13 protein-coding genes and 1 tRNA gene are annotated in these 15,686 nt (G+C 65.7%); 6 read left to right on the top strand and 8 right to left on the bottom strand.

What is annotated here, in order from left to right; translation table 11 throughout:
• Positions 1–40: 40 nt before the first annotated feature.
• Positions 41–934: a c-type cytochrome gene (locus RP6297_RS14085; RefSeq protein WP_009239698.1), complete on the bottom strand. Its 894-nt coding sequence runs from the start codon at positions 932–934 to the stop codon at positions 41–43.
• Positions 935–1,315: 381 nt separating this feature from the next.
• On the opposite strand from RP6297_RS14085, the gene RP6297_RS14090 reads away from it, so the two are divergent.
• The 4 genes from RP6297_RS14090 (at position 1,316) to kdpE (ending at position 4,046) form a co-directional block, all read left to right on the top strand.
• Positions 1,316–1,391: transfer RNA gene (locus tag RP6297_RS14090), tRNA-Arg, on the top strand.
• 167 nt (positions 1,392–1,558) lie between these two features.
• Positions 1,559–2,626 carry a histidinol-phosphate transaminase gene (hisC, locus tag RP6297_RS14095; RefSeq protein WP_009239697.1) on the top strand — a complete coding sequence of 356 codons (1,068 nt, stop codon included), beginning with the start codon at positions 1,559–1,561 and terminating at the stop codon, positions 2,624–2,626.
• A gap of 335 nt (positions 2,627–2,961) precedes the next feature.
• On the top strand, positions 2,962–3,273 hold the full coding sequence (locus RP6297_RS14100) for a high-potential iron-sulfur protein (protein ID WP_004628878.1): 312 nt from the start codon (positions 2,962–2,964) through the stop codon (positions 3,271–3,273).
• Positions 3,274–3,341: 68 nt separating this feature from the next.
• On the top strand, positions 3,342–4,046 hold the full coding sequence (gene kdpE, locus RP6297_RS14105) for a two-component system response regulator KdpE (RefSeq protein ID WP_009277253.1): 705 nt from the start codon (positions 3,342–3,344) through the stop codon (positions 4,044–4,046).
• A gap of 6 nt (positions 4,047–4,052) precedes the next feature.
• Here the strand turns inward: kdpE and RP6297_RS14110 are convergent, their stop codons facing one another.
• Both RP6297_RS14110 and RP6297_RS14115 read right to left on the bottom strand, forming a co-directional pair.
• Complete coding sequence (locus RP6297_RS14110; protein WP_009239695.1) at positions 4,053–5,051, bottom strand: Bug family tripartite tricarboxylate transporter substrate binding protein; 999 nt, start codon at positions 5,049–5,051, stop codon at positions 4,053–4,055.
• 145 nt (positions 5,052–5,196) lie between these two features.
• Entirely contained in the window at positions 5,197–6,327 is a 1,131-nt protein-coding gene (locus RP6297_RS14115; protein ID WP_004628872.1) for a porin, read from the bottom strand.
• A 497-nt stretch (positions 6,328–6,824) separates the two neighbouring features.
• Here RP6297_RS14115 and RP6297_RS14120 point away from each other — a divergent pair, with 497 nt between their 5' ends.
• Positions 6,825–7,109 (top strand): hypothetical protein, encoded by a 285-nt coding sequence (locus tag RP6297_RS14120; protein ID WP_009239694.1) that lies wholly within the window; start codon positions 6,825–6,827, stop codon positions 7,107–7,109.
• Between the two features lie 141 nt (positions 7,110–7,250).
• Here RP6297_RS14120 and RP6297_RS14125 read toward each other — a convergent pair whose 3' ends face one another.
• The 4 genes from RP6297_RS14125 to RP6297_RS14140 form a co-directional block, all read right to left on the bottom strand.
• Positions 7,251–9,449 carry a xanthine dehydrogenase family protein molybdopterin-binding subunit gene (locus RP6297_RS14125; protein ID WP_009239693.1) on the bottom strand — a complete coding sequence of 733 codons (2,199 nt, stop codon included), beginning with the start codon at positions 9,447–9,449 and terminating at the stop codon, positions 7,251–7,253.
• Positions 9,446–10,450, bottom strand: coding sequence for an FAD binding domain-containing protein (locus RP6297_RS14130; RefSeq protein WP_009239692.1), 1,005 nt, complete (start codon positions 10,448–10,450; stop codon positions 9,446–9,448). Before RP6297_RS14130 ends, RP6297_RS14125 begins: the two co-directional genes overlap by 4 nt.
• Positions 10,451–10,459: 9 nt before the next feature.
• Complete coding sequence (locus RP6297_RS14135) at positions 10,460–11,200, bottom strand: 2Fe-2S iron-sulfur cluster-binding protein (protein WP_009239691.1); 741 nt, start codon at positions 11,198–11,200, stop codon at positions 10,460–10,462.
• Positions 11,201–11,363: 163 nt separating this feature from the next.
• Positions 11,364–12,674 (bottom strand): M20/M25/M40 family metallo-hydrolase, encoded by a 1,311-nt coding sequence (locus tag RP6297_RS14140; protein ID WP_009239690.1) that lies wholly within the window; start codon positions 12,672–12,674, stop codon positions 11,364–11,366.
• Between the two features lie 183 nt (positions 12,675–12,857).
• Between RP6297_RS14140 and RP6297_RS14145 the strand changes: the two genes are divergently transcribed.
• Entirely contained in the window at positions 12,858–13,652 is a 795-nt protein-coding gene (locus RP6297_RS14145; RefSeq protein WP_037028128.1) for a DUF1835 domain-containing protein, read from the top strand.
• Between the two features lie 79 nt (positions 13,653–13,731).
• On the opposite strand, the gene kefC is transcribed toward RP6297_RS14145, so the two are convergent.
• Positions 13,732–15,672: a glutathione-regulated potassium-efflux system protein KefC gene (kefC, locus tag RP6297_RS14150; protein ID WP_009239688.1), complete on the bottom strand. Its 1,941-nt coding sequence runs from the start codon at positions 15,670–15,672 to the stop codon at positions 13,732–13,734.
• Positions 15,673–15,686: the final 14 nt, after the last annotated feature.

The raw sequence follows: 15,686 nt of genomic DNA on the forward strand, positions 1-15,686 counted from the left end.
AGCCCGCTCGAGGCGGGCTTCTTCACGAATGCAGAGCGGCTTACTTGGCAGCAGCGGCCATGTAGTCGACGGCGGCTTTCACATCGTCGTCAGAGCCGGCGTAAGTGCCCTTGGGCGGCATCGCGCCCTTGCCGTGCAGCGCCGAGTCATACAACTTGGCCTTGCCTTGGGCAATCCGCGGCGCCCAGGCGGCCTTGTCGCCAAACTTCGGCGCGCCAGCCACACCGGCGGCGTGGCACATCTGGCACGTCGAATCGTAGACCTTCTTGCCAACTTCGCCCGCCGAGGCTTGCGGTGCGGCGGCTGCAGCCGGCGCGACCGGTGCTGCTGCCGGTGCCGGCGCAGCAGCGGCCGGAGCCTGTGCTGCCGCCGGTGCGGATGCATCCGGCGCCGCTGCCTGAGCCGGTGCTGCGCCCGCGCCTGCCGGGGCGGCCGGTTCCTGCAGCTTGCCACCGGCCGAGTTGGCCATGTAGACGATGGCACGCTCGATTTCGTAGTCGCTCACATCATCGGGCGACGTGCCGCCGCGTGCGGGCATGCCCCCCTTGCCGGCCAGCGCCACCTTCGTCAGGCCATCCAGGCCCTGCGGCAGCCGCGGACCCCAGCTTGCCGCATCGCCAAATTTCGGCGCGCCGGCCACGCCTGCAGCGTGGCAGGTCGCGCAGACTTCCTTGTAGAGCTGCTCGCCAGTCTTGAAAACGCGCGGTGCGTTCGGGTCTTTCAGTTCGAGTTGTGCAACGGGCTTGATGCGATCGTTGACGGCCTCTTCCGACATGCCGGAACCGCCTGCGCCTTCCCGGGCGCCCAGGCCAACGTAATTGGCCAGCAGGATGATGATGAGGATGGGAACGGCAAAGGCGGCGATGACCGCGATGATCAGCTGCTTGGGGGTCTTGATCAGAGGCTCGTGTTCGTCGTGTTGCGCGTCGCTCATGCTCAACTCTCAGGATGGTGGAACCGCTCTTGGAGCCCTCGGAGCGCCGCCGGCAAGGTCACGAGCATCGCCGGCAGTGCGTGGGGGCCGCATTGGATCGCGATGAGGGCAGGAAGACCATGGCGATGCAATCGCCGCGTCGGCCCAGACAGACCTGTCCCCGTCTTTCTTCTGGCAAATAACGCGCGATTATATCCGCAATGCTTTGGCCTTTGACACGCGGGACAGCCCTAGGCGCCGCTTTTCGACCTGCGTCAAAAACCCAACGAAACGTTGTAGCAGCAGGCGTCATACCCAGGGGCTCACAGGGCTGCGATGGACGCTTGCGCCCAAATGCGCTATCCTGTGGGGCTTCCTTTTCGGCGCGTTCTGCGCCGATATGCGCCCGTAGCTCAATGGATAGAGTACTGCCCTCCGAAGGCAGGGGTTGCTGGTTCGATCCCAGCCGGGCGCGCCAAACATCAAAGATTAAGCCAAACTTGTACGGTTTCCCTTTCAGAACCGCGCTTCTGCTGGAACGTGCTGTTTGCCTGTTTCCGAACCGTGTCCAGTCCCCCTGCATTTTTTGATTCCTCGATCGCGCTGCGGGCACACTGAAAATCACCACCCATCAGGATTCGAACCGTGAGCCGATATTGGAGCGATATCGTTCAGCAACTTGTGCCCTATGTCCCGGGCGAGCAGCCGGACATCGCGCGGCCCATCAAGCTGAACACCAACGAGAACCCGTACCCGCCGTCGCCGCGCGTGGTGGCGGCAATCTCTGCAGCACTGGGCGAGACGGGCGACAGCCTGCGCCGTTATCCCGATCCGCTCTCGCGCCGGCTGCGCGAGACGGTCGCCGCGCATGTCGGCCTCCGGCCGGAACAGGTTTTTGCCGGCAACGGGTCGGACGAAGTGCTGGCGCACGTCTTTCAGGCGCTGCTCAAGCACGACAAGCCGCTGCGCTTTCCCGACATCTCATACAGCTTCTATCCGACCTACGCGCGGCTGTACGGCGTGCAGCACGAAGTGGTGCCGCTGGCAGACGATTTCTCCATCCGCGCCGACGACTATCTTGACGACGCAGGCGGCGTGCTGTTCCCGAACCCGAACGCTCCGACCGGCCACGCGCTGCCGCTGGCGGAGATCGAGCGGATCGTCGCCGCGAACCCGTCGTCGGTCGTAGTGGTCGATGAGGCTTATGTGGATTTCGGCGCGAAGTCCGCCATTGCGCTCATCCACCGCTATCCCAACCTGCTGGTTGTGCACACGACGTCGAAGTCGCGCTCGCTGGCCGGCATGCGGATCGGCTTCGCGTTCGGGCACGCGGCGCTGATCGAAGCGCTCAACCGCGTGAAAGACAGCTTCAATTCGTATCCGCTGGACCGCCTTGCGCAGGCGGCCGCCCAAGCGGCTTACGAAGACGATGCGTACTTCCGCACCACGTGCGCACGCGTGGTGGCAAGCCGCGTGCGACTGACGCAAGCGCTGCAGGCGCTGGGGTTCGAAGTCGTGCCGTCGATGGCGAACTTTGTCTTCGCCCGGCATCCGGCCCACGATGCGGCTACGCTCGCGGCGCGCCTGAAAGAGCAAGCCATCTTCGTGCGCCACTTCAAGCTCGCACGCATCGACCAGCATCTGCGCATCACCGTCGGCACCGACGATGAATGCGACGCATTCTTAAACGCATTGCGGGGTCTACTGAAGTAAGTACGCACGCGCGTGCGGCAAATTGCCACCGGGGTCGGCCAGCCATTTGGGGGGCGGCGCCCCGCGCTGACGGCTGCACGTCCCGATCGCACGGTGCATGTGGGTACCTGCGCGGCATGGCACGGCGCCGATCGAAGGCCACGAACATCCGCGATTGCTGCGCTCAGGTATGGGGAACATTGACCGGACGCAGATGCCGCCGCCCGATTGCTGTGCCAGAATGCACAAGCGGGTAAACGGCGCGCCGACGCCGTCCGCTGTCCCCTAGGGCGAGCCTGAGCACTGCGCGGGCGGCACGGGACGCCACACAACACACTCCCACAAAAGGAATCAGCATGTCCAATCGTCGTCAATTCCTGAAGAGCATCCCCATCGTGGCCGCCGCGGGCGCCGTCATGTCGATGTCGGACCTGGCACTGGCTGCACCGATGGTGGCGGAAACCGATCCGCAAGCCAAGGCACTGGGCTACGTGGCTGACACGACCAAGGCCGACAAGGCCAAGTTCCCGAAGCACACGCCGGATCAGCACTGCGGCAACTGCGCCCTGTACCAAGGCGGTACGGCTGCGCAAGGCGGCTGCCCGCTGTTCGCCGGCAAGGACGTCGCCAACAAGGGCTGGTGCAGCGCCTGGGCGAAGAAGGCCTGAGCGAAGCAGCCTCGCCCCATGAAAAACGGACCCTGCGGGGTCCGTTATTCATGGGCACTCGCTCTACAATGCCTGCCATGCCGTTCACATTCACACCCACTGTCCTCGTCATCGATGACGAACCGCACATCCGGCGCTTCGTGCGCGCGGCGCTGGAAGAGGAAGGCTGCGAAGTCCACGAAGCCGACCGCGTCGAGCGCGGCCTGATCGAAGCGGGCACGCGTCAGCCGGATGCGGTGATCCTCGATCTCGGCCTGCCCGATGGCGACGGCATGCAGCTGATTCGCGAGTTGCGCACCTGGACGGAAGTGCCGGTGCTCGTGCTTTCGGCCCGCGTGGATGAGCGCGACAAGATCGAAGCGCTGGATGCGGGCGCGGATGATTACCTGACCAAACCCTTCGGCGTGGGCGAACTGGTTGCGCGCCTGCGCGTGCTGTTGCGGCGACATGCCAAGCGCGGCGAAGACGGCGGCAGCGTCATCCGCTTCGGCGAGGTGGAAGTCGACCTGGCGCGCCGCCTGGTCAGCCGCAACGGCGAGGCGGTGCATCTCACCCCGATCGAATACCGGCTGCTGGCGGTGCTGCTCGGCCGCCGCGGCACCGTGATGACGCACCGCGAGCTGCTGCGCGAAGTCTGGGGCCCGGCGCATTCCGACAGCAGCCACTACCTGCGCATCTACATGGGCCATCTGCGCCACAAGCTGGAACGCGATCCGGCGCGGCCCGAACACCTGCTGACCGAAGTCGGCGTGGGGTACCGGTTTACGGCGTAAGCCGGCTCACTGTTCCTTGATGCCGGCGGCGCGCACGATGCGGCCGTTGCTGTCGTATTCCGCGCGGATGGCCGCGGCAAATTGCTCGGCGGTGCCGCCCGCCGGCACCACGGCGGCCTGCGTGAGGCGCTCGCGCAGATCGGGCGCGGCCAGCGCCTTGTTGATCTCGGCGTTCAATCGGGCAATCACGGGGGCCGGCGTCTTGGCGGGCGCGAACACGCCGAAGGTCGACGCCATATTCGCCTTGGCGTAACCCAGCTCGGTGAAGGTCGGCACATTAGGCAGCGCATCGAGCCGGTGCGGCGCACCCACCGCGAGCGGGCGCAGCTCGCCGCTCGTGATGTGTTGCATCAGGGTCCGGCCGACGTTGGTCGACATGACTTCAACCTGGCCGCCCAGCGCATCGGTCAGTTGCTGGCCACCGCCCTTGTACGGGATGAGCGTGATATCCACACGCGCCTGCGACTTGATCTGCTCCAGCGCCAGATGCCCCACCGTACCGAGGCCCGATGTCGACCAGCGGATCGAACCTGGCTTGGCCCGCGACTGGCTCAGCATGTCGGCAAAGCTCTTGCCGGTGAACGAAGGCGTGCCCAGCAGGATCATCGGTGCGTACATGACATTGGCCACGGGCGCGATGTCTTTCTGCGGGTCGTACGGCAGCTTGCCGAAATGCGGATTGAGCGTCAGCGGGCTCACCGACGAAAAGCCCAGCGTGTAGCCATCCGGAGCCGCCTTGGCTACGGCGTCCATGCCGATGCTGCCGCCGGCACCCGCCCGGTTTTCCACCACCACCGGCTGGCCCAGTTGCGCCGACAGCTTTTCACCGAGCGCACGCGCCACGTTGTCGGAAATGCCGCCGGTCGGGTACGCGACGATGATGCGGATCGGCTTGGCCGGATAGTCCTGCGCTTGCACCGGCGCAGCAGCAAGCAACGGCAGACCGGCGCACAGTAGCGCAGCAGAAGCAATCAGACGACGGCGGGCAGTACGTGCGGAAGTCATGGCGCAATGTCGGAGGAAAGAAACGGAAAGAAACATTGTAGGCCGATGCCCAGGCAAGCTCGCCCCGGCGAAGTACAAAAACGGCAGGCAAAAGAAAAGGCGCCCGAAGGCGCCTTTTCCGTTCCCAATCGAGTGACAGCGTCGATTAGAAGATGTGGCGGATACCCACGCCAACGCTCGTCTGGTTCGACTTGCCAACGCCGGTTGCGTTGCCGCCACCCGACAGTTCCGGCAGAGCTGCGTCCTTGACCTTGTTGTAGTCGACCGTGCCATACACTTGCGTGCGCTTGGACAGGGCGTACTCGGCCAGCAGAACACCGGTGTAGCGCTTGCCGTCGTTGCCGGCGGTCAGAGCAGCGTTGTTAATGCTGTCGTAGTAGAACGCGCCCGTCAGAGCCAGGGCCGGGGTGATGTTGTACGTCACGCCCAGGATGCCGACGTGGTCACGACGCTTCGTGGCGCCCGGGGTCAGGCCAGCGCCCGAGGTGGCGTTGCCGTAGATGTTCAGGCCAAAGGCGCTGCCGCCGACGCAGTTTGCCGAGCTGTTCACGCAACCCGTGGCGTCGCTGCTGTCGATGTAGCCTGCGAACAGCTTGGCCGCAGCGATGGTGTAGTTACCACCGATACCCCAAACGGTTTGCTTGTTGCCAGCAATATCCTTGTGCTGCTGTGCGAATGCGCCGATGTAGGCCGGGCCGAATTCATAGGCCACCGTGCCGCCAACGTACGAGTTCTGGCTTGCTGCACCCGGAACTTCGCCAAAGCCGTAGGCCAGGCCGACCGACAGGCCGTTCCACTTGCCTTCGTACTTCAGCATGTTCGATTCACGCAGACCGGTCAGGCCGTAGTACATCCACGAGTTGCCGTCATAGTTACCCACGCCCAGCGGGTCGAAGTTGCCGCCCGTCGTGAAGCCGAAGTTGTATTGACGACCCAGGGTGATGGTGCCCAGGTCCTTGTTCGACAGACCCACGAACGACTGACGGTTGAACAACGTACCAGCGCTGCTCATCTTGCCAGTGGCCGAGTTGAAGCCGCTTTCCAGCACGAACAGAGCCTTGGTGCCGCCGCCCAGGTCTTCCGAGCCCTTCAGGCCCCAGCGGCTGTTCGACACAGCGCCGCTTTCCATCTGGGTCACGCTGTTGCCAGCTTGGTTGGCGTTGTTGATGTAGTGAATGCTGGTATCGACAATACCGTACAGCGTCACGCTCGATTGGGCGTAGGCAGAACCTGCGAACAGGGCGCCAACTGCAACCAGAATGGCAGACTTTTTCATGTGGGCTCGTAATAAAAGAGTTGTCTCAAACCGCCCGACCCCGTGTGCATGAGGTTGGGCTCCTCCGTTTCCTTACTTCCGTGTCGGAAGTGCCGCGCAAATTTAACAAAAGCCCATATGCGCGGCAAAGCAATTCACGGAATCGTTCTACCAAGTGTGGTAAGCACGCATCGCTCTTAATGCACTGCACCAAATCGGCCTATCGAAAGGCTTGCGGGCTGGAGATGCCCTGCTGTGGTGCATCAAAGCCGAGCACGGGCTTTCAACCGATCTCTTGTTTAGACAAAAAGGTTGGGGAATGAACGGAGGCGCTACGCCATTGGCGCGCCTTTGAACGCCGTTCGCGCTGACTTGCATCATTTCGGCGCCGACAACGAACCGTTCGTCGCACCACCGTGGATACGGTATGCCCTCTGACCTAGGCTGTAGACCGTGGCAAGACAGCAAATGACCACGCCTAAAACAGTACCGAAAATCAGTTGAAGAAGGAGTTCGCCATGCGACTCAAGCAGATGGGGTTGGCCGCCATGCTGGCGGTCGGGGCCCTCGCGGCGGGCAGCGCTTGGGCGCAGGCCACCCGCGTGGAAGTGTTCGGGCAGGATGCACGCGCCGAACGGTTCGACGTCTATAGCGATGGTGCCCGCACCGGACGCTTCGACACGTATACCGAGGGCGCGCGCAGCGGCCGCTTCGATCCGTATTCGGACGGCATGCGCAGCGACCCGGCCGGCCGCTCTCGCGAAGCCGGCGGTACAGTCTACGGGTATCCGGTTCCGAATTGATGCGCCCAACGGCATAACGGCATTCGCCGCGTTCGCCGCGTATTGAGCAGTTACGGGCCGGTCTCCAGGCATCCTCCGTTTTCCGCCTCTTGGCCCACTCTGGCCCCGCTGGTGATGCGCCAGCGGGGCTTTTTCATATGCTCAGATGAGCTTGTCGAGCGTGATCGGCAATTCGCGCACGCGCCGGCCGGTGGCGTGATAGACGGCATTGGCGATGGCTGCCGGCACGCCCGTGATACCGATCTCGCCGATGCCCTTGGCGCCGAGCGGGTTGATGTGCGGGTCCGCCTCATCGAGCACGAGGATGTCGATGTCGGGCACATCGGCGTTGACGGGCACGTGGTACTCCGCCAGGTTGTTGTTGACGATACGACCGTAACGCGGGTCCAGCAGGCTCTCTTCGAACAGCGCCATGCCCATGCCCCAGACGATGCCGCCCATGAGCTGGCTGCGGCCGGTCTTGGCATTGAGCAACCGCCCCACGCCGTAGCTGCCGACGATGCGCGAGACGCGGACCACGCCCAGATCCGCATCGACATGCACCTCGACAAACACCGCACCGAACGAGTGCATTGAGAACTTCTGCTTTTCCTCGCCCGGCTGCACCTTGGCGGTCACCTCGATGGGACGGCCGTAGCGGGCGACCACGGCAGCCACGGGCTCGCGCGCACCGCTGCGGGCGCTGAGGAAGCCGTCGGCCACGGTGACCTCGTCTGCAGCGAGCCCGTGCAGCGGCGAGCTGGCATCGGCAACGGCTGCGGCAATCAACGCATCGCGCGCCTGCGTGCCCGCAGCCTGCACGGCGGGCGAGACGCTGGCCGCGCTCTGCGATCCGCCCGACACCGGCGCCTCGGGCATGCGCGTGTCGCCCAAGCTGAAGTGCACGCGGTCGACCGGCACGCCCATGGCATCCGCCGCTACCTGCGTCATCACCGTGTAGGTGCCGGTGCCCAGATCCTGCGAGCCCGATTCGACCTGCACCGTGCCGTCCGGCAGGTAGCGCGCGGTGGCGGCCGCGGCACTGCGGTTTGCGGGGTACGTGGCCGTGGCCATGCCCCACCCGACACGTGTATTGCCCTGGCGCATGCTGCCCGGTTGGGGATTGCGACGTGCCCAGCCAAAGCGCTCGGCGCCGGCGCGATAACACGCCGCCAGCGATTTGCTCGACCACGGGAGGCGTTTTTCCGGGTCCTGTACCGCATCGTTGCGCAGGCGCAGCTCCACCGGGTCGATACCGAGCGCGTAGGCCATCTCATCCAGTGCCACTTCCAGTGCGAACGTACCGGTGGCTTCGCCGGGCGCCCGCATGAACGTCGGCGTGCCGATGTTGAGGCGCGCGAGCCGATGCGTCGTCCGCTGGTGGGGCGTGTCGTAGAGCATGCGGGTCACGACGGCGCAGGGCTCGGTCCAGTCTTCAATCATCGACGTGGTGGTCAGCGAGTCGTGAGAGATGGCGGTGAAGCGGCCATCGGGGCCGGCGCCCAAGGCGATGCGCTGCTCGGTGCGCGGGCGCCCGCCGACCGGGCCGAACATCTGCGGCCGCTCCAGGACCAGCTTGACGGGCCGCCCGGCCTGGCGCGCGGCCATCGCCGCCAGCACCACATGCGACCACACCGAGCCCTTGCAGCCGAACCCGCCGCCCACGAACGGGCACACCACACGGAGTTTGTCAGGCGACAGGCCAAGCGTCTTGGCGACGGTGCGGCGCACACCCGAGACGTACTGCGTGCTGTCGTACAACGTGAGGGAATCGCCCTCCCACACCGCGATGGTCGCGTGGGGCTCCATGGGGTTGTGCGTTTCCATGGGCGTACCGTAGACGGCCTCGATGCGCTGCGCCGCTTGCGCCATGCCGGCGGCCAAATCGCCGCGCATGGTATCGGCCGACTGCCCCTGCACCTTGCCGGGCGAGTGCGCATCGGCGCGGGCGGTTTCGAAATCGAGCCGCGCCGCCTGCTGCGCAACCTCCACGCGCACCATGCGCGCTGCGGCCTGCGCATGTTCCAGCGTGTCGCCCACCACTAGCGCGACGGGCTGGCCGTTGTAATGCACCTGATCGTCCTGCAGCAACGAGAGCACGCGTCCGGCCGGTGGTTCCAGCGCGGGCTTGCCATCGTTTGGCAAGCGCGGCGCGTTCTCGTGCGTCATCACCAGCAGCACGCCGGGCATGGCCTGCGCGACGTGCGCATCGACCCGGCTGATCCGGCCGGCGGGCACCGTGCTTTGCACCAGCACCGCATGTACCAGACGCGGCACCTGAAACTCGGCGGAGTAGCGTGCCTGGCCCGTGACTTTAAGCAGACCGTCAGTGCGATCCAGCGGTTGGCCGACGTTGCTCATGCCACACCTCCAGTCGGGTCGGAAGCCACGGTTAGCGCGCGCGCCACTGCACGCTGTGTGAGCGGCACCTTGAAACCGTTGTCGCGCAATGGCTGTGCGCCCTGCACGGCCAACGCGCCGGCCTGGGCAAACAACTGCGCGTCCAGCACCTGCCCCGCCAGCATCTGCTCGGCCGCATGCGCACGCCACGGCTTGTGCGCGACGCCGCCCAGCGCGATGCGCGCCTCCCGGATCGTCCGCCCATCCGCTTGCAACGCCAGCGCCGCAGCCACCGACACCAGCGCAAACGCATAACTGGCACGGTCGCGCACCTTCAGGTAATGCACGTGAGGGCCGAACACGGGCGGCGGCAGATCGATGGCGACGATCAACTCGCCGGGCCCGAGCGTCGTGTCGATCTCGGGATGCGCTTCCGGCAGCCGATGGAACGCTTCGAACGGGATACGCCGCTCACCGCGCGCGCCGTGCACCACCACCGTGGCGTCGAGCGCGGCCAAGGCGACAGCCATGTCGGACGGATGCGTCGCCACGCAGGCCTCGCTGGCGCCGAGGATGGCGTGCATGCGATTGAAGCCCTCGCGCGCGGCACAGCCGGAACCGGGCTGCCGCTTGTTGCACGCCGGGTACGCCGTGTCGTAGAAGTAATGGCAACGCGTGCGCTGCATCAGGTTGCCGCCGTTGGTGGCCATGTTGCGCAGTTGGCCAGACGCGCCCGACACAATCGCTTCGCTCAGGAGCGGATAGCGCGAGCGCACCAGCGGATGCGCCGCCGTATCGGCATTGCGCGCCATCGCGCCCAGGCGCAGGCCACCGTCGGGCAACGCGCGAATCTGCGCCAGCGGCAGGCGGCTCACGTCCACCAGCCGCTGCGGTTGCTCGACGCCGCCCTTCATCAGGTCCAGCAGATTCGTCCCCCCGCCGATATAGCGCGCGCCCGGCTCGTTGCCCAGGCGCACGGCGGCCTCGACGGAAGATGCACGGTCATAAGCAATCGATTGCATGACGGCTCCTCAGGCAACGTTGCCCGACTTGGCGGCCACTACACGAATTGCCGCCACGATGTTGGGGTACGCGCCGCAGCGGCAGAGGTTGCCGCTCATACGCTCGCGTATTTCGTCTTCGGTCAGCGCAACGGCGCCGTCATTGCCGAGCGCCGCGGGCGACGTGACGGCGCTCGGCATGCCGCGGCCCGCCTCTTCCAACACGGCGACAGCCGAGCAAATCTGCCCCGGCGTGCAATAGCCGCACTGGAACGCGTCGTGTTCAAGAAAGGCCGCCTGCACCGGATGCAGCGCCGCGCGGTCAACCACGCCTTCATGCGCATGCGCCAACCCTTCAACGGTGGTGATGGCCTCGCCCTCGTGCATGATCGCCAGGGTCAGGCAGCTGTTAATGCGCCGACCATTCACGAGGACAGTGCACGCGCCGCACTGACCGCGGTCGCAGCCCTTCTTGGTGCCGGTCAGGCCGAGCACCTCGCGCAGCGCATCGAGCAATGTGACACGCGGCTCTAGCGACAACGCATACGGCTTGCCGTTGATATTGAGGGACACGGGCCGCGCCGGTGCCAACGCCGCCGGACGTGCCGGGGCCGACGCATCAGTGCGCGCGCCCGCCGACTCGTACGGCAACGCAAGCGCCGACGCCGCGGCGGCCGCGCTCTGCAAAAAGCCACGCCGGCTGGGGCGGGCGGGTGATCCATCCGTTGCCTGGGAAGGGTCGCTCGATGCTGCGGAGGGATGTTCTGACATGACGCACGCTCCACCGGCCGGGCGGGCCGTAGCTGGGGACATGCGTCAGGGGAAAGCAAGCGGAATACCCGGCACCCGGGCGGTGGGAAGCCGCAGGACAGCGGCTTCGCGCAGGAGATGTGCTGCGGCGCGTGTAAGGCTTACGCGCCGCGTTGCAGTGCAGTTATTTGGTCAGGCCGACGCGATCGCGCGACACGTCCATGACCATGCGCGTCAGCAGGTACAGGCGCGGCACGATGGAGTTCAAGTCGACGTATTCGGCGTCGTTCGAGTGCGCGCCGAAGCTCGCCAGCCCAAAGCGCTCGATCACAGGCGCCTTGGTCTTGGACGCGGCAAACGCGGCATCGGTGCCGCCGCCTTCTGCCTTGTCGTCAATCTCCAGCGTCTTGCCGAGTTCGCCGTAGATCTTCTGGGCGTGCTCGGCCAACGCGCGCGACGCCGGCGTCGCTTCCAGCGGCGGGCGGCGGCGCTCGAACTTGGCCGTGACCTGCGTATCCGAGACCAGCTTGTTCTTGATGCGTTCGTTGACGGTCTCTTCCAGCTTGTCGGCATCGGCGGCCCGCAGCAGACGCACATCGGCCTGCGCGGTGGCGACGGCCGGGATCACGTTGCGGTTGGTGCCCGCTTGTGCCACCGTCCAGTTCACTTTCAGGCCGGTTTCGGGCTTGGACAGATCGCGCATCTGGAGCACCTGGTGCGACAGTTCGTACAGCGCGTTGCGGCCTTGCTCCGGTGCGCCGCCCGCGTGCGAAGCCTTGCCCTTTACATCAAGCAGGATCGCGCCGATGCCGCTGGTGGCCAGCGACAGCTTGTCCGACATCACGCGCGTGCCTTCGCACGAAAACACGGCGTCCTGCTCGGCGCCCAGCTTGGCCTGCATGGCCCGCGCGCCGGGCGAGCTGATTTCTTCATCGCCGTTGATCAGCACCGTGAGCGTGCCGTATTGCTTGAAATTGACGGCCTGCAGGATCGACACCGTGTGCAGGATGACCGCCACGCCGTTCTTGTCGTCGGCAATGCCCAGACCGTAGGCGCGGTCGCCGTCGATGCGGAACGGCTGCTGCGCGAGCATGCCCTTCAGGTAGACGGTGTCCATGTGCGCGATCAGCATGATGTTGCGCTTGCCCTCACCCTTGAAGCGCGCCAGCACCATCTTGCCGATCTTTTCGGGCGTGTCGGCCATGCGGTAGGCATGGTCGCTGGGGTCGATCAGCTTGACGTCGCCGCCCATGCCGCGCAGGCGCTCGGCGATCACGCCGGCAATCTTGTCCAGGCCTTCGATGTCCTTGCTGCCCGATTCGATCGAAACCAGCGTCTTCATGGTGTCGATCAGCGCGGGTTTTTCCTGCTGGGCGCGCTTGTAGATTTCAGCCGGCGGCACGGCGGCAGCGTGGCCGGCAGCCAGCGCACCGACCAGTGCAACGACGGCGAGCACGGCAGGGCGCAAACCCTTGGGCAACAACGGGGCTCTCATGGATGTTTCCTCACCTGTTCTTAGTTATGGTCTGCAACAAAACCGCGATTTTCTCACGCCAGCCTGAGGATTGCCCGAGGGCTATCCCACCTTCGGATAGGCACATGACACCGCGCAAAGGAATACTGATAGAGATGCGTAAAACGAAAGCGCGGCGCTGACACTCTCGCTACAATTGCTGCCATGCAATACATCCATGTCGTCAACGGCGATGTTGCCGGCGCCACGCTCAAACAGGCGCTCGCACAGGCTGGCCGCCCCGATTCCGTAGTCGTGCTGCGCGACGATCTCGCCGTCGGGCCGCTGGTCGACGTCGATAGCGTCGCCATGGCACGCTCCGGCTTCTGGCAGCGCGTGGCGCCCAACAGCAATATCGACTTCGCCGCCGAGATGCGCGACGCACTTGCGTCGCTCGCCGACCTGCGCGATGCCACCACGGAAGTCGCCATCTGGCACGGCCAAAGCGCGTCGGACCAGCTCATGCTGCGCCGGGTGGCGTTCCATCTGCACCAATCGCCCCAGCGCATCAATGAAGTCGGCATGGATGTGCGCGAACTTGAGGCCCCCAACGGTCAGGGCCCGCTGACCACCATCGGCATGTATTCGGGCGCCCGGCTGGCGCGGCGGTTTTCGACCATCGCCCCGGTGTCGGTGCTGCGCATCGGCCGCCTGGCCTACGAATGGCAGCAGACCGTGCGCGAGAACGCCGACACGCGGCTGTGGAAGGGCAACACGCTGGTGCCGGTGTCGTACGGCACCGTCGATGAAGTGATCCTGGAGCACGTTCCCACCGACTGGGCCAGCGCCCGCGACGTGGTCGGCAGCATCATGGGCGCCATCGACGGGCTGCTCGCCAGCGACTGGTTCGTCTTCTGGCGCTGCCGCGAACTGGTCGGCAACGGACAGTTGCTGCTGCGCGGCGAGGCCAATTCGCTCAGCACCTGCGAACTGCGTCGCAATGTGAGCGTGGCCGTGTAGGCGCCGCCCGGACCCTGGACCTGCCCCGAGGAGCGCCGCACAGCGCTCCTATTTCTTTGTTCGCGGTCAGCGCCTGAGGTCAGCCGTCTCGGCGCAGACCTGCGCGCGCGGGGCAATCGATCGGGGTGTCCGCGTCGCCACCGTCGCCTTCGTTGGCGAGATCGCTATCGGGCTGTGTGCCTTCCACGTCGCTGTGGTCGTCGCCCTCACCCCACGGCATGGCGGATTCGCGCAGGCGCTTGCGTTGGGTGCGGTCGCGCTGGAACATTTCCGCCAGTTCGTCGCGCCCTTGCTGCGCAAGCGACACCAGCTTCTTCTGATCGCGATAAACCGGGTAGACCTGCTCCATCGAATTGAGCGTATGGCGGCGGAACGTCTGCGCGATGCGGTGCGCTTCGTAAGGCTCCTTGCCCAGGCCTTCCAGTACGCGGCGGCTCAGCATGAGCGAGCCTTCGAACATTTCACGCTCGATCACCTCCACGCCTCGGTCGCGCAACTGGTAGACGTGCGACACGTTGCGCGCCCGCACGTACAGCTTCAGGTGCGGAAAGCGCTCGCGCACACGGTCGACCACTTCAAGGTTGGTTTCCATGTCGTCGATGGCGACGACCATCATGCTGGCCTTGTCGGCGCCGGCGGTTTCCAGCAGGTCCATGCGCGTCGCGTCGCCGTAGAAGACCTTGAAGCCGAAGCGGCGCAGCATGTCGATCTGATCCGGATCGTGATCGAGCACGGTGGCGCTATAGCCCTGGCTGTAGAGCATGCGGCCGACAATCTGCCCGAAACGCCCGAAGCCCGCGATGATGACCTGGTTGTCCTGCGGCTCGATGGCGTCGGGCGCGCGCTTCTTGCCGTCCATCATGCGCGGCACCAGCACCTTGTCGTGCAGCAGGAGCAGCAACGGCGTGGCGGCCATCGACAGTGCCACCACGAGGTTAAGCGCGGCGGCCGTCTCGTCGCCCAGCACGTTGCCGGCCACGCCGGGGCCGAACACCACAAACGCGAACTCACCGCCCTGTGAGAGCAGGAACGCAAACAGCCACGCCTGTCCGCGCGCAATGCCAAAGCGCGTGGCCAGGAGGCGCAGCGCGCCGATCTTCACGGCCAGGAACACCGCAACCAGGCCGATCACGGCCCACGGCTGGCGCATCAGCACGCCAAAGTCGATCGACATGCCCACGGCCAGGAAGAACAGACCGAGCAGTAGGCCCTTGAACGGCTCGATGTCGGTTTCGAGCGCGTGACGGTATTCGGAATCGGCCAGCAGCACGCCGGCAATGAATGCACCCAGCGCCATCGACAAACCGACGCTGTGCATCAGCAAGGCAATGCCCACCACCAGCAACAGCGAGAACGAGGTGAACATCTCCCGCATGTTGGTGCGGGCAATGGCGCGCAGCACGGGCCGCAGCACCGTGCGCCCGCCAAAGATCACGGCCGCCACCACGCCCACCGCCTTGGCCGCCGCCACCCAGCTATGGCCGCCGGAGGCATCGCCGGCGTCCGTCGCCAACAGCGGCAGCAGCGCGATCATCGGGATGGCCGCAATGTCCTGGAACAGCAGAATGCCGAAACTGGCCGTCCCGGCCGGCGTGCGCATCAAATTACGCTCGGTCAGCGTCGCCAGCGCGATGGCCGTCGACGACAGCGCCAGCCCCAGGCCGGCCACCACACCCGCACGCCAGGGGTGGCCCACCGCCATGACTGCCAGCCCCACGGCCAGCGCGCACACCATGAGCTGCAGCCCGCCGTATCCGAAGATGCTGCGCCGTAGCGACCACAGCCGCGCCGGCTCCAGTTCCAGGCCGATGACAAACATCATCAGCACGACGCCGAATTCGGAGAAATCCAGAATCGACTGCACATTCGTGATGAGCCGCAGGCCCCACGGCCCGACGATCACCCCGGCCAGCAGATACCCGAGCACGGAGCCCAGCCCCAGCCGACGCGCCAGTGGCACTGCCGCCACGGCCGCTGCCAGGTAGATGACGAAATTGACGAGCAGATCGTGCGATTGCATGGGCAAGGAAAAGA

Origin of the sequence: Ralstonia pickettii, from assembly GCF_016466415.2 — a bacterium.
In the GTDB taxonomy this organism is placed as follows: Bacteria; Pseudomonadota; Gammaproteobacteria; order Burkholderiales; family Burkholderiaceae; genus Ralstonia; species Ralstonia pickettii.